The organism is Polaromonas sp. P3_B1, assembly GCF_056402935.1.
On sequence record NZ_JBFUGK010000035.1, the window covers coordinates 18,377 to 31,930 of the forward strand.

Here is a 13,554-nt window from a genome sequence, read left to right on the forward strand (position 1 = left end):
ATTATTCTCAATAAGAAACCTGAGGGCCAAACGGCAGCCAATGCGCGGTCCCTCCTCTTGAAAGACAACATGTCCACCACACCCGCTTCACCCTCCACTTCGGCCGCTACCCCTGCACCCGAGGCCGCACCGCGCAAACGCCGTCCGCCGCGCCGCGTGCAGGTCACCCGCGTGCAGACCTTGAGCCCGCTGATGCGCCGCATCACGCTGCAGGGCGCCGAGCTTGAAGGCTTTGAGGTCAACGACCCGGCCTGCTATATGAAGCTGATATTTCCCGAGCCCGGCCAGACCGAGCCGGAGCGCCCGTTGCCCGACGGCCCCAGGCCGAAGTCCATGCGCACTTACACGCCGCTGGCCGTGCGCGCGGATCTGCACGAGGTCGACGTGGACTTTGTGCTGCACGGCGACGGCCCCGCATCCACCTGGGCCGCGCAGGCGCAAACCGGCCAGGTGCTGTTCTTGATGGGGCCGGGCCCCGGCTACAAACTCGCGCTGGACGCGCCGGTCCACCTGCTGATAGGCGACGACAGCGCCCTGCCCGCGTTTGAAACCATCCTGGCCGCCTTGCCCGCGAGCGCACAAGCACAGGTGCTGGTTGAAGTGGTGGACGCAGCCGAAGAACGCCCGCTGCAAAGCGCCGCGAAGGTGAACGCCCGCTGGGTGGCGCGCGGCGCCGACAACAACAAGGCCGGCCAGGCGCTGGAAGCCGCCTTGCGCCAGGCCGGCGCGCTGCCCGCGGACGCCCGCATCTATCTGGCCTGTGAGGCCGCGGCTATGCGCAGCCTGCGCCGGCTACTGATTGAAGAACTGGGTGTGGAGCGCAGCCGCATTGTGGGCCGGGGTTACTGGAAGCTCGGTACGGTCAACCACCCCGACCACGATTACGGCGAGGATTAAGCCCCCACGCTTGTCACTTCGTGTACTGCGCTGCCCCCCGAGGGGGCGCTGCGCCTGAGGCCCGGCAAAGCCGGTTCCTCGGCCCCTACTTGAACAAGAGATCGCCTGGGGCAGTACAGCTACCCACAGGAAGGGAACCCGAAAGGTGCGACAGGCTCACGCCACCTGCCGCGCATAGCTGACGGTCAGCATTTCCCACTGGTGCCCCTCGGGTTCGTTCCAGTAAACACCCTTGCCGCCGAACTGGGTGTCGACCTTCCCGTCCATCGGGCCGCGCACCGTGCTGCGATAGGGAATGCCGGCCGCCTGGATGCGCGCCAGGATGGCATCGAACTCCTGCGGGCTCACACGAAAGCAGAAGTGCTGGACGGGAAAGTCTTCGTCGGTGTCGATAAAGTCCAGCGTCAGGCCTTCGTTGACATAGACGGCGGAGAACGGCCCCAGCGCCGTGGGCGCCCAGGGTACGCCCAGCAACTCCGCAAGCTGCCGGGCCGAGGCCACCTTGTCGCGGGCCGAAACGATGGAATGGTCGAGTTCAATGGTCATACAGGTCTCCCATTGGGGAAACCGCTTTTATAGACCTTTCAAACCAGGCCCGTCACACGCGGGCATCACAAGCCCCCACGCGTTCACAGGTCGAAAAACACCGTTTCCTTGTCACCCTGCATGTGGATGTCAAAGCGGTACTGCGGCCCGGCGCCCGTCGTCTCGCGTTTAGCGACCAAAGTGGCGCGCCGTGCGGCCGGCACGCTGGCCAGCACCGCGTCCTTGGCATTCGCCTCCGCTTCATCCTCAAAGTAGATGCGCGTAAAGGTGTGCACCAGCAGGCCGCGCATGGTCACGCAGACATTGATGAAAGGCGCCTGGCCTGGTGCCTCGACGCCGGGCTTGACGGTGAAGAACTCGTAGTGGCTTTGCGGCAGGGTGCCGGTGCCGCAGCGGCCAAAGCCGGTGAAGCCGCGCGCTTCGGCGTCGGCCACCGAGGCGATGGGCTGGCCGCTGCCGTCGGGCTGGGCAATCTCGACCATGGCGTCCATGATCGCGTTGCCCGCGCCGTCAAAGACCTGGCCGGTGATGCGTATGTGTTCGCCCTTGGCCTTGGGCTGGGCCAGTACGGGCGTGAACAGGCTTTTGAGGTCGTAGCCGTATTGCGTGGGCGTGAGGCCGTAGGCGAAGAAAGGGCCGACGGTTTGCGATGGGGTTTGTTTGAGCTGGCTCATGGTGGTGTCTTTCCGCCGCTTATTCAAAACGCGTGGCCTTCGGGCCGCGCAGCACGATGTCGAACACATAACCAAGCGCGTAGTCGGGCTGGGTCACGTCCAGGCTGAATTTGGAGACCATCAGCTCGCGCACGCTGTCGGGCGCGCCCATGTACATGGGGTCGTAGCTGAGCAGCGGGTCGCCGGGGAAATACATCTGCGTGACCAGGCGGCTCGCGAAGTAGTCGCCGAACAGCGAGAAGTGGATGTGCTGCGGGCGCCACGCATTGGGGTGGTTGCCCCAGGGGTAGGCGCCGGGCTTGATGGTCTTGAAGCTGTAGCGGCCTTCGTTGTCGGTCATGCAACGGCCGGCGCCCAGGAAGTTGGGGTCCAGCGGCGCGTCGTGCTGGTCGACCTTGTGCACATAACGGCCGGCGGCGTTGGCCTGCCAGACTTCGACCAGGGTGTTGCGCACGGGCCGTCCGTCTTCGTCGGTCACGCGACCGGTGACGATGATGCGCTCGCCCAGCGGATCGCCGTTCATGACGGCGTTTTTGGTGAGGTCGTTGTCCAGCGGGCCGAACTGCTCGACACCGTAGACCGGCGCATTGAGCTGGGCCAGCGCCTGCTTGATGGGCACCAGCGGCTGCTTGGGGCCGCGCAGCAGGGTGGATTTGTAGCCAGGATAGATATGGGGCGAGTGGCTGGTCCAGTCGCGCGGGGCGAGAAAGCTATTGTTCAGGTCATCGGGTTTCATGGGTGTCTCCGTGGGTCAGATGGGCGGCCTGGACGCTTTCTGAGGCGAGTTCCGGCGCTGGGATGACTTTAATCGCGCCTAATGGTTATGTATATTGAGTTTTTTTCGCTTTATCCATAACCAAATTGGCCGATATAGGCCAATAGTGCTTAAATCGCGCCATGGTCGACGAACGCATCAAATACCGGCATTTGCAGTGCTTCCTGGCGGTGGCGCAGCACGGCAGCCTGCAAAAAGCGGCCGACGTGCTGGCCGTCACCCAGCCGGCCGTCTCCAAAACCCTGAAAGAGCTTGAAGACCTGCTGGCCGTGCGCCTCTTTGAGCGCGGGCGCCGCGGCGCGGTGCCCACGCGCGAGGGCGAGGCCTTTTTGCGCCATGCCGGCGCCAGCGTGAGCGCGCTGCGCGAGGCCGTGGCGAGCGTGGCGCAGACGCGGCGCCAGGGCAATGCCGTGGTCGCGATAGGCGTGCTGCCCACGGTGGCGCCCTGGCTGATGCCGCAACTGCTGCTGCGCCAGGATGCCGAAGCCGAGGAAGGCGCACACACCAGCCTGCGCATACACACAGGAGCCAACCCCGAGCTGCTGACCCGCTTGCGCCAGCGCGAGCTGGACCTGGTCATAGGCCGCTTCGCCGAGCCGGCCCATATGCTGGGCCTGAGTTTTGAGCACCTGTATGCCGACCCGCTGGTGCTGGCGGTGCGCCCCGGCCACCCACTGCTGGCGCAGGATGACGCCAAAGCCGACGTGCTGGCGGCGCTGCAGGGCTTCACAGTGCTACTGCCCACCCAGGGCACGGCGATTCGCCACACGGCGGATGGGTTTTTCCTCTCGCGCGGCCTGGCCCTGCCGGCGCGCACGATTGAAACGCTGTCGGTGTCCATCGCGCGCGGCTACACGCTGCAAAGCGATGCGGTCTGGGTTTCGCCGCTGGGTGCGGTGCGGCCCGAGCTGGACAGCGGTGTGCTGCTGCAGCTGCCCGTGAGCATGGCGGGCACCGAGGAACTGGTGGGGCTCACGCTGCGCGCCGACATGGCGCCCACGCCCGCGCAGCAGGCGCTGATCGCGAACATCCGCCAGTTGGCGGCGGAACGTCGCAGCCTGGTTTAGGCCGTTTCAGCCTGCACTGCGAAGCGCGCCGTCAGCTCGCCCAGCCCCAGTTCATCGAGCACCTCGCGCAAACGCGCTTGCGCCGCGCGGGTCTTGCCGGCCTGCGGCTGGGCGGGGCGGCTGGCCAGGATCAGTTCGTTCTTCATCGAGTGCTCCCAGCCCACGAGTTCGGTCACGGTGACCTGGTAGCCATTGGCTTCGAGCTGCAGGCAGCGCAGCACATTGGTGATCTGGCTGCCGAACTCGCGCGTGTGCAGCGGGTGGCGCCAGAGTTCGGCCAGCGGGGTTTTGGCCAGCGACAGGGCCCGGCTTTTTTTCAGCACACCGGCCACCTCGGCCTGGCAGCAGGGCACCAGCACCATGTGGCGCGCCTGCTTGGCCAGGCCGAAGGCAATCGCGTCGTCGGTGGCGGTGTCGCAGGCATGCAGGGCGGTGACGATGTCGACCGTGGGCGGCAACTGGTCCGAGGTGGTGGCCTCCTGCACCGTCAAATTCAGGAAGGACATGCGCGCAAAGCCCAGGCGCGCGGCCAGGCTGCGGGATTTGTCAACGAGTTCGGCGCGGGTTTCTATGCCGTAGACATGGCCGGCCATAAGCTCGCCGGCGTGCGCCACATTGAAAAACAGGTCGTAGAGAATAAAACCCAGGTAGGACTTGCCGGCGCCGTGGTCGGCCAGCGTGAAACCGGCTTTTTGCGCCGCGACGTCCTTCAGCAGGGGTTCTATGAACTGGTAGAGGTGGTAGACCTGCTTGAGCTTGCGCCGGGTGTCCTGGTTGAGCTTGCCCTCGCGCGTGAGGATGTGCAGCTCCTTGAGCAGCTCTATCGACTGGCCCGGCCGCAATTCTTCAATGACTTGCGCGGCGGGCGCGGGCTTTGCAGCGCCTTTGGGTGGTTTTGCGGCGCGCGCGGTGCTCGGGGTTTGCATGGTTCCAAGTTTAGTGGGAGCGCCCGGCGCCTTGAGCAGGGCGAACCAAAGCCCTTGGCTGCCCGCCCCCCTGTTTGACGCCCCGTCGGGGGGCAAGAGACCTGGAATCCGGCAGGGCAAGAAGAAAATAGGCGTTTGGCCGTTCTGGACGCATAATCGAGCAGTACGGGTTGCAAACACCCGCACGGTTGGTGATCGGTCAGGTTTCGCGCGCTACGGCGGTACTTTTTTGGTTTGTTGTGCTTTCGGGACCCCATCGCTTTTTGTTTTTATGTGTTTTTTGAGGAGTCCCCATGGGCAATAAACTTTACGTCGGCAATCTGCCTTACTCGGTCCGTGACGAAGACCTGCAGCAATCTTTTGGCGCCTTCGGCTCCATTACCAGCGCCAAGGTCATGATGGAACGCGACACCGGTCGCTCCAAAGGTTTTGGTTTCGTCGAAATGGGCAATGATGCCGAAGCACAAGCCGCAATCGCCGGCATGAACGGCCAGTCCCTGGGCGGCCGTAGCATCACCGTGAATGAAGCCCGTCCGATGGAGGCACGTCCTCCCCGTACCGGCGGCTTCGGCGGCGGTGGCGGCGGTTACGGCGGTGGCGGCGATCGCTCCGGCGGTGGCGGCTACGGCGGCGGCGGCGGTGGTGGCCGTTCCGGTGGCGGCGGCTACGGCGGTGGCGGCGGCGGCCGCGGCGGCTACTAAGCCCTGCGAACCCGCTGACTCAGCCTCACGCTGAGCAAAGCACTAAAGGCTTCAAGACTTCGGTTTTGAAGCCTTTTTCTTTTGGCGGCACCTACCAAGAGCGGGTCTTGAAACAACTTTCGACAAATTAACTTGCACACAATTTAATTGCGAGCTATAATTCAGCCATGCCAAACAAAACCGACACCGCAGACGCCATGCTCCAGCTGGACAACCAGCTGTGTTTCGCGCTGTACTCCACCTCGCTGGCGATGACCAAGCTGTACAAGCCCCTGCTTGAAGACCTGGGCCTGACCTACCCGCAGTACCTCGCGATGCTGGTGCTGTGGGAGCAAGACGGCCTCACGGTGTCCGAACTCGGCGAGCGGCTGTACCTCGATTCAGGCACGCTGACCCCGCTGCTCAAGCGCATGGAATCGGCCGGGTTGGTCTCGCGCATCCGTGCCGTGCAGGACGAGCGCCGCGTGCACATCACGCTGACGGCTGAAGGCCGCAAGCTCAAGGACAAGGCCGCCAAGATCCCGGGCTGCATCCTGAGCGCCACGCAGTGCTCGATTCCTGAACTCGTGTCGCTGACGCAGCAAGTGCAGTCTTTCCGCAAGCGCCTCACGGCCTGATCTCTTTCACTTTCACTTTCACTTTCACTGATTTTTAACCCGCCCCTGACCGGGGCATTCTTCAAAGGAAGCCACTATGACCACGCTCGAAAAAGTTCTCTACACCGCCCACGCCCACACCACCGGCGGCCGTGACGGCAAGTCCAAGACCGACGACGGCCGCCTGGACGTCACCCTGAGTTCGCCCGGCACCTCGGGCACCGGCACCAACCCCGAGCAGCTGTTCGCCGCCGGCTACGCAGCCTGCTTTATCGGCGCCATGAAGGCCGTGGGCGGCATGAAGAAAATCGACGTGCCCGCCGACGTGTCCATCGACTCCAGCGTTGACCTGGGCAAGATCCCCAACGGCTACGGCATCGCCGTGCGCCTGGACGTGACCCTGCCCGGCATGGACCGCGCCGCCGCCCAGGCCCTGGTGGACGCAGCCCACCAGGTTTGCCCTTACTCCAACGCAACCCGCGGCAATATCGACGTTGTGATCACCCTGAAGTAAGCAGCGTCCCCACGCTTACTCAGTGAGGGCACTTCACCAGCAGGGGCCGAGGGTCCGGCTTCGCCGGCCCCAGGCGCCGCCCCCTCGAGGGGGGAACGGGCTACACGCAGTGAGCCTGGACGGGGGTGTGTCACTAATGCGGCCCGCCGGTGTTGAACCGGTGGGCCGTTTCATTTACGGTGCTGTGATGAATATCGCCACCTTCCAGGTCCGCAAGGACGCCCTCGCCGAAACCCGCTGGCAAACCGATGCGCCCCTGCCACTGGCGCCGGGCCAGGTGCGGCTAGCCATCGAATCCTTCGCGCTCACCTCCAACAACATCACCTATGCGGCCTTTGGCGAGGCCATGAATTACTGGCAGTTCTTCCCGACCGGCGAAGAAGGCTGGGGCTGCATCCCGGTCTGGGGTTTCGCTGTCGTGACGGAATCGCAATGCGAGGGCGTCGCCGTCGGCGAGAAGTTTTACGGCTACTACCCCATGGGCGATGAGCTGGTGGCACAGCCCGCGCGCGTAACGCCCGCGGGCTTTTTTGACGGCGCTGCTCACCGGCAGGCGCTGCCGGTGGTCTACAACCAGTACATGCGCTGCAGCACGGACCCGTTTTACGACGCCGCCACCGAGGATGTGCAGTCGCTGCTGCGCCCGCTGTTCATCACCTCTTTCCTGATCGACGACTTTCTGGCCGACAACGATTTCTTCGGCGGCGGCACCACCCTGCTGCTGTCCAGTGCATCGAGCAAGACCGCCTACGGCACGGCCTTCCAGCTCGCCAGGCGGTCAGGCCTGGAGGTTGTGGGATTGACATCGCCAGGCAATAAGGCCTTTTGTGAAAGCCTGGGCTGCTACAGCCGCGTGCTGGGCTATGAAGAGCTGGACAGCATCGCCGCCGATACGCCCTGCATTTATGTCGACCTCACGGGCAACGCGAGCCTGCGCCAGCGCATCCACGGCCGCTTTGGGCAACTGCGCTACAACTGCGCCATAGGCGGCACCCATGTCGACGAGCTGGCGGCCAAGGGTGGCAGCCGTGATCTGCCGGGCCCAAAACCGGTGCTGTTTTTCGCGCCGGCCCAGGTCAAAAAGCGTGTCGCGGAATGGGGTGCGGAGGTCTTCGGGCAAAAGCTGGCACAGGCCTGGCAGGACTTCACCCGGCAGGTGAGGGGCGCCCAACCGCCCTGGCTGAATCCCCAGCGCCATACCGGCCAGGCATCGCTGGAGGCGGTCTACCGCGAGGTGCTCGCCGGCAAGGGCGACCCGCGCACCGGGCACATCCTGCGGCCCTGAGAACAGCCGTTTACACGCTCCGCTGGCTGGGGCCGGCAACTGCGCCGACAATCGACGCATGACCGAGAAAAGCCAAGCCCCCGCCAGCGCCGTGCTGCATGCGTACGAGACGCTGACCCCTGACCGCGTGCTGGACGCGCTGGCCAGCGTGGGCCTGCTGGGCGACGGCCGCCTGATGGCGCTGTCCAGCTATGAAAACCGGGTCTACCAGGTGCACCTCGAAAGCCCGGTCGGCGAAGCCGATCTGGCAGGCGACGTGGTGGTCGCCAAGTTCTACCGGCCGGATCGGTGGAGCGACGCGCAGATCATCGAAGAGCACGCCTTCGCAGCCGAGCTGATGGCCGCCGAGATTCCTGTCGTCGGCCCGCTGGTGTTGGAAGGCGCCACGTTGCACCACTTCGGCGGCTTCAGCTTCAGCGTCTCGCCCAGCCGCGGCGGACGCCGGCCCGAGCTCGACAACCTCGAGGTGCTCGAATGGATAGGCCGTTTCCTCGCGCGCATCCACACCGTGGGCAGTGCAAAGCCGTTTGCCCATCGCCCGGCGCTCAACCTGCAGACCTTTGGTTTTGCCCCGCGCGACATCCTGCTGGGCGGAGGCCCGGGCGCCCACGGCTACATCCCGCTGGACATGGAGTCGCGCTGGCGCAAGGCTTTTGACGAAGCCATGCTGGTCGCGCAAACCGTGTTTGAGAGCGTGGGCGATGTGCAAACCCTGCGCCTGCACGGCGACTGCCACCCCGGCAATATTTTGTGGACACCCGAAGGCCTGCCGCTGGCGGGGCCCCATTTTGTCGACCTGGACGACGCCCGCAGCGGCCCGGCCGTGCAGGACCTGTGGATGCTGGTCTCCGGCGACCGGGCGCAAAGCACGCGGCAGCTGGGCGCCCTGGTGGACGGCTATGAGGAGTTCCGCGAGTTCGACCGGCGCGAACTGGCGCTGGTGGAGGCGCTGCGCACGCTGCGCCTGGTGCACTACAGCGCCTGGCTGGCGCAGCGCTGGCACGACCCCATCTTTCCCATCAACTTCCCGTGGTTCGGCTCCAGCGACTACTGGAAGGGGCAGGTCGACATGCTCGAAGAGCAGACCGAGGCCATGCAGGAAGCGCCGCTCATCGTTTAACCTGCAAGCCGCAAAAAAAGCCCGCACGCAGCGGGCTTTTTGGGGTGAGCCGGTTGTTACACCAGCAAGGCGTTGACCCGCCGCACATAAGCGGCCGGGTCGCCCGGCATGCCGCCTTCGGCCAGCAGGGCCTGGTCGAACAGGATGTGCGCGAGGTCGTCGAAGTGTTCGCCGCTTTCCAGCTTCTTGACCAGTGGGTGCTGGGCATTGACTTCCAGGATGGGCTTGACTTCAGGCACGGCCTGGCCGGCCTGCTTGAGCATGCGGGCCAGTTGCGTCGACATGTCGCCGTCCTGTACCACCAGGCAGGCGGGCGAGTCGACCAGGCGCGTGGTGGCGCGCACGTCCTTGGCCTTGTCCTTCAGAGCCTCCTTGAGCTTGTCGAGGATGGGCTTGAACTGGGTCTGCGCCTCTTCGGCGGCTTTCTTCTCGTCCTCGTCCTGCAGCTTGCCCAGGTCGACCGCGCCTTTCGCCACCGACTGCAGCGGCGTGCCGTCGAACTCGTGCAGGTAGTTGAGCGCCCACTCGTCGACACGGTCGGCCATCAGCAGCACCTCGATACCCTTCTTGCGGAAGATTTCGAGCTGCGGGCTGTTCTTCGCGGCAGCCAGCGTGTCGGCGGTGATGTAGTAAATCGCGTCCTGGCCCTCCTTCATGCGCGCCTTGTAGTCGGCAAAACCCACGCTCACCGTGTCGGTGGTCGATGAGGCAAAGCGCAGCAGCTTGGCCAGACGATCGCGATTCGCGAAATCCTCGCCCAGGCCTTCCTTGAGCACCGCGCCGAACTCGGCGTAAAAGGTCTTGAACTTTTCAGCGTCGTTGGCGGCCAGGTCTTCGATCATGCCCAGCACGCGCTTGGTGCAGCCTTCGCGGATGGCTTTGACGGCGCGGCTTTCCTGCAGCAATTCGCGCGAGACGTTGAGCGGCAGGTCGGACGAATCTACCACGCCCTTGACGAAGCGCAGGTAGGTCGGCATCAGCGCCTGGGCGTCGTCCATGATGAAGACGCGCTTGACGTAGAGCTTCACGCCTGCGGCTTTGTCGCGGTTGAACATGTCCATGGGCGCCTTGGCCGGGATGAACAGCAGCTGCGTGTATTCGGTGGAGCCTTCCACCCGGTTGTGCGTGGTGGCCAGCGGCGCTTCGCTGTCGTAGCTGAGCTGGCGGTAGAACTCGTCGTACTGGTCCTGGGTGATGTCCTTCTTGGCGCGCGTCCACAGGGCCGCGGCCTGGTTCACGGTTTCCCATTCGCCGGTTGTCACCATCTCGCCGGGCTGGTCGTTCTCGCCCTCTTTCCATTCCTCTTTCTGCATCAGGATGGGCAGCGAGATGTGGTCGGAGTACTTGTTGATCACGCCCTTGAGCTTCCAGGCGTTGAGGTAGTCGAGCGAGTCTTCCTTCAGGTGCAGGATGATGCTGGTGCCGCGCTCCGCGCGCTCGATCTCGCTGACCTCGAACTCACCGGTGCCGTCGCTGACCCAGCGCACGCCCTGGCCCGCCGGCAGGCCCGCGCGGCGGCTTTCCACCGTGATGCGGTCGGCCACGATAAAGCCCGAATAAAAACCCACGCCGAACTGGCCTATCAGCTGCGCGTCGTTCTTCTGGTCGCCCGATAGCTTGGCCATGAAATCGCGCGTGCCGCTCTTGGCAATGGTGCCCAGGTTGTCGATCGCCTCCTGCTGCGACAGGCCTATGCCGTTGTCGGTGATGGTCAGCGTGCTCGCTGCCTTGTCGAAGCTCACCTTCACCTTGAGTTCGGCGTCGCCCTCATAGAGCGAAGCGTCGTTCAGCGCCTCGAAGCGCAGCTTGTCGCAGGCGTCCGACGCATTGGAAATCAACTCGCGCAAAAAGATTTCCGGGTTCGAGTAGAGGGAGTGCGTGACCAGCTTGAGCAGCTGCGCCACCTCGGCCTGGAAGGAAAGGGTTTGTTTTTGCATGGTTGGGGTCATAGTTGTTTCAAAGAGGTTACAAGTTCGTTCTTTTAAAGAAAAGATCCGTCATTCAGGTCGTATTTACCTTTGTTACGTGTAGTCCTTTTGGGCTCACATTGAAATTTCTCCAATCTTTTCAACGATTTCCCGTGACAAATTACCCACGAAACAGCCTTATTGCAGTTACAAATAAACTGATTGCAGAAATATCTAGTTACAGTTCATTCACCTTCACATTTGCCTCGTCCTTGTTTCGTTTTTTAACTGGAGAACAGTCATGAAAAAGCTCATTTTAGTAAGCGCCCTCGGTCTTGCAGCCATCCTTTCCGGCCCTGCCCAGGCAGCCAGCGACTCCGCCACTGTTGCCGTCACCATCAACCTGACGTCCAAGTGCGTGTTCGGCGCAATCGCCCCGGTGGTGTTCAACTACACCTCGTTCCAGGCAACGGCGGCCACAGCCACCGGCGGCACCTTCAACATGAAGTGCACCAACAACCTGCCCTACAAGGTCGGTTTCACAAACGCCGCTACGCCGGCCACGACCGATGCGGTGACCGATGATGCCGTGAACCTGGCCTACTCCCTGGGCCTTTCCGCCACGACCGGCACCGGCACCGGCGTTGACCAGGCTTACTCCGTCACCGGCACCATGGCACTGGGCCAAGCTGGCAACTGCGCAACCCTGGGCGGCGCATGTACCAACAGCGCCGCGACCAACAAGACCCGCACGGTCTACGTCGTTTATTGATCCCCCGCATTTAGAGATACGGCATGAAAAAACTAGTTGTTTCAGCCGCGCTGGCGCTGGCGAGTATCGTCGCCGCTCCAGTGCAGGCAGCCAGCGACTCCGCCACCGTCGCCGTCACCATCAACCTGACGTCCAAGTGCGTGTTCGGTGCGGTCGCCCCGGTAGTATTCAACTACACCTCGTTCCAGGCAACGGCGGCCACAGCCACCGGCGGCACCTTCAACATGAAGTGCACCAACAACCTGCCCTACAAGGTGGGTTTCACCAACGCCGCCACGCCGGCCACGACCGATGCGGTAACAGACAATGCCGTGAACCTGGCCTACACCCTGGGTCTGTCCGCCACGACCGGCACCGGCAGCGGCGTTGACCAGGCTTACTCCGTCACCGGGACCATGGCACTGGGCCAATCGGGCAACTGCGCAACCCTGGGCGGCGCATGCACCAACAGCGCCGCGACCAACAAGACGCGCACGGTCTACGTCGTCTACTGAAACCTGATCGCGCCCGACCCGTGACCCGTATGAAAACCCTGACCCATCGCGCCTGCTTGGCTCTCGCCGCCGGCCTGTGGGCGGGCCTGGCGGCAGCGGGAACGGGTTCGGCTTTCCTCAACGTCAGCATCACGCTGAACGACCCCAATGCGGTGGTACCGGCGGCGCCCGGCGGATCGCCCGTACCGGTCATACGCCCTTCGGTCTGCATCAGCGAAACGCTGAGCGAACAGACCAACGGCATGGTGCGCGTCGTGTGCGGCACGGGCCAGTTTGTCAGCATCTCTCCATTTCCGGGTAAACCCTTCCTCGGGACCCATGGCGGGGCCTTTCGCTATACCCTGGGTGCCGGTGGTTTTACAGGCCTGCTGGCCGGCTACGCCACGCCTTATACCGGCGCGGGCACTGTGACCGCATTGCGTATTTACAACGCCAACGGCTCGGACGGGCCGCTGGAAATGCTGGTAAGTTTTTAAGTGCTGCGTCGGCTGGTAAGCTCGGGGGCATGAAGCTCTCCTTTGGCATGTGCGGCCTCGCCTCGCTCCGCGCTCTGCGCGGGCCCGCCGCTATCATTTTGTTAGCATCAAGCCTGCTGCCGGCGGCCCCTGCGCAGGCCGGGGTCTTCTCCGTGACGCCGGTGCGCATCTACATGACGCCGCGCGACAGGGCAGTGGCAGTGACCATCACCAATGAGGGCGACTCCGAGGTGGTGTTGCAGGCCGACCTGAATACCTGGAGCCAGAAACCGGACGGCACCGACGAGCAGGTGCCCACCGAAGACCTGATTCTTTCGCCCCCCATCATCAAGCTGGCGCCGAACGCGCGTCAGGTCGTGCGCCTGGCCCTGCTCAAGCCCGCTGACGCCAGCCGCCAGCTGATCTACCGCATGATCATGCGCGAAGTGCCCGAAGCCGTGGCGTCGCGCGACAAAACCATCCAGGTGCCGATTGCACTGGCGCTGTCCATGCCGGTGTTCATCACCCCGCCGCCGGCCAAACGCGACGTGAGCTGCCAGGCCGAGCGCGGCGCCGCGCAGGCCTTGAACGTCAGTTGCACCAACAACGGCACGGCCTATGCGCAGGTTCGCGAGATCCTGGTCAAGCGCGGCGCACAGGTGCTCGCGAAGTTTGAAGGCGGAACCTACATACTGCCCGGCGCCCGCCAGGTCATGGGCGCCAAGGCGGAGCAAGCCATCGCGCCGGGCGCGGCACAGCTGAACGTGAGTTTTGACGACGGCAAATCCCAAACCTTCGACGTCGCGCTTCCCTGAAGCCCGAACC

Annotated in this window: 16 protein-coding genes; 11 read left to right on the forward strand and 5 right to left on the reverse strand. The window is 64.0% G+C overall.

Going from position 1 to position 13,554, the window contains the following annotated elements; all coding sequences use genetic code 11:
- Window positions 1–69 precede the first annotated feature (69 nt).
- The gene (locus AC1DXS_RS18685) at window positions 70–897 is read left to right on the forward strand and encodes a siderophore-interacting protein (RefSeq protein ID WP_477738971.1); all 828 of its coding nucleotides are present in this window, start codon (window positions 70–72) and stop codon (window positions 895–897) included.
- 156 nt (window positions 898–1,053) lie between these two features.
- Here AC1DXS_RS18685 and AC1DXS_RS18690 read toward each other — a convergent pair whose 3' ends face one another.
- The 3 genes from AC1DXS_RS18690 to pcaH all read right to left on the reverse strand — a co-directional run bounded on the left by AC1DXS_RS18690 (window position 1,054) and on the right by pcaH (window position 2,853).
- Complete coding sequence (locus tag AC1DXS_RS18690; RefSeq protein ID WP_477738972.1) at window positions 1,054–1,443, reverse strand: VOC family protein; 390 nt, start codon at window positions 1,441–1,443, stop codon at window positions 1,054–1,056.
- 83 nt (window positions 1,444–1,526) lie between these two features.
- Window positions 1,527–2,117 carry a protocatechuate 3,4-dioxygenase subunit alpha gene (gene pcaG, locus AC1DXS_RS18695; protein ID WP_477738973.1) on the reverse strand — a complete coding sequence of 197 codons (591 nt, stop codon included), beginning with the start codon at window positions 2,115–2,117 and terminating at the stop codon, window positions 1,527–1,529.
- Window positions 2,118–2,136: 19 nt separating this feature from the next.
- Window positions 2,137–2,853 carry a protocatechuate 3,4-dioxygenase subunit beta gene (gene pcaH / locus AC1DXS_RS18700; protein WP_477738974.1) on the reverse strand — a complete coding sequence of 239 codons (717 nt, stop codon included), beginning with the start codon at window positions 2,851–2,853 and terminating at the stop codon, window positions 2,137–2,139.
- Between the two features lie 161 nt (window positions 2,854–3,014).
- On the opposite strand from pcaH, the gene pcaQ reads away from it, so the two are divergent.
- Window positions 3,015–3,959, forward strand: a complete 945-nt coding sequence (gene pcaQ, locus AC1DXS_RS18705) for a pca operon transcription factor PcaQ (RefSeq protein WP_477738975.1) — start codon at window positions 3,015–3,017, stop codon at window positions 3,957–3,959.
- Here pcaQ and AC1DXS_RS18710 read toward each other — a convergent pair.
- Window positions 3,956–4,885: a class I SAM-dependent methyltransferase gene (locus AC1DXS_RS18710; RefSeq protein ID WP_477738976.1), complete on the reverse strand. Its 930-nt coding sequence runs from the start codon at window positions 4,883–4,885 to the stop codon at window positions 3,956–3,958. The genes pcaQ and AC1DXS_RS18710 overlap by 4 nt on opposite strands.
- 293 nt (window positions 4,886–5,178) lie before the next feature.
- On the opposite strand from AC1DXS_RS18710, the gene AC1DXS_RS18715 reads away from it, so the two are divergent.
- From AC1DXS_RS18715 to AC1DXS_RS18735, 5 genes are all read left to right on the forward strand, one after another.
- Window positions 5,179–5,586 (forward strand): RNA recognition motif domain-containing protein, encoded by a 408-nt coding sequence (locus AC1DXS_RS18715; protein ID WP_477738977.1) that lies wholly within the window; start codon window positions 5,179–5,181, stop codon window positions 5,584–5,586.
- A 167-nt stretch (window positions 5,587–5,753) separates the two neighbouring features.
- Window positions 5,754–6,203 carry a MarR family winged helix-turn-helix transcriptional regulator gene (locus AC1DXS_RS18720; protein ID WP_477738978.1) on the forward strand — a complete coding sequence of 150 codons (450 nt, stop codon included), beginning with the start codon at window positions 5,754–5,756 and terminating at the stop codon, window positions 6,201–6,203.
- Between the two features lie 76 nt (window positions 6,204–6,279).
- On the forward strand, window positions 6,280–6,696 hold the full coding sequence (locus tag AC1DXS_RS18725) for an organic hydroperoxide resistance protein (protein WP_074579398.1): 417 nt from the start codon (window positions 6,280–6,282) through the stop codon (window positions 6,694–6,696).
- 187 nt (window positions 6,697–6,883) lie between these two features.
- The gene (locus AC1DXS_RS18730; RefSeq protein WP_477738979.1) at window positions 6,884–7,981 is read left to right on the forward strand and encodes a DUF2855 family protein; all 1,098 of its coding nucleotides are present in this window, start codon (window positions 6,884–6,886) and stop codon (window positions 7,979–7,981) included.
- A gap of 58 nt (window positions 7,982–8,039) precedes the next feature.
- Window positions 8,040–9,101: a serine/threonine protein kinase gene (locus AC1DXS_RS18735; protein WP_477738980.1), complete on the forward strand. Its 1,062-nt coding sequence runs from the start codon at window positions 8,040–8,042 to the stop codon at window positions 9,099–9,101.
- A gap of 56 nt (window positions 9,102–9,157) precedes the next feature.
- Here the strand turns inward: AC1DXS_RS18735 and htpG are convergent, their stop codons facing one another.
- Complete coding sequence (gene htpG, locus AC1DXS_RS18740) at window positions 9,158–11,038, reverse strand: molecular chaperone HtpG (RefSeq protein ID WP_477738981.1); 1,881 nt, start codon at window positions 11,036–11,038, stop codon at window positions 9,158–9,160.
- A 271-nt stretch (window positions 11,039–11,309) separates the two neighbouring features.
- Between htpG and AC1DXS_RS18745 the strand changes: the two genes are divergently transcribed.
- The 4 genes from AC1DXS_RS18745 to AC1DXS_RS18760 all read left to right on the forward strand — a co-directional run bounded on the left by AC1DXS_RS18745 (window position 11,310) and on the right by AC1DXS_RS18760 (window position 13,544).
- Window positions 11,310–11,780: a spore coat protein U domain-containing protein gene (locus AC1DXS_RS18745; protein ID WP_477738982.1), complete on the forward strand. Its 471-nt coding sequence runs from the start codon at window positions 11,310–11,312 to the stop codon at window positions 11,778–11,780.
- Between the two features lie 23 nt (window positions 11,781–11,803).
- The gene (locus AC1DXS_RS18750; RefSeq protein WP_477738983.1) at window positions 11,804–12,274 is read left to right on the forward strand and encodes a Csu type fimbrial protein; all 471 of its coding nucleotides are present in this window, start codon (window positions 11,804–11,806) and stop codon (window positions 12,272–12,274) included.
- Between the two features lie 29 nt (window positions 12,275–12,303).
- Window positions 12,304–12,750 (forward strand): hypothetical protein, encoded by a 447-nt coding sequence (locus AC1DXS_RS18755; RefSeq protein ID WP_477738984.1) that lies wholly within the window; start codon window positions 12,304–12,306, stop codon window positions 12,748–12,750.
- Window positions 12,751–12,848: 98 nt separating this feature from the next.
- Window positions 12,849–13,544 carry a fimbrial biogenesis chaperone gene (locus tag AC1DXS_RS18760; RefSeq protein WP_477738985.1) on the forward strand — a complete coding sequence of 232 codons (696 nt, stop codon included), beginning with the start codon at window positions 12,849–12,851 and terminating at the stop codon, window positions 13,542–13,544.
- Window positions 13,545–13,554: the final 10 nt, after the last annotated feature.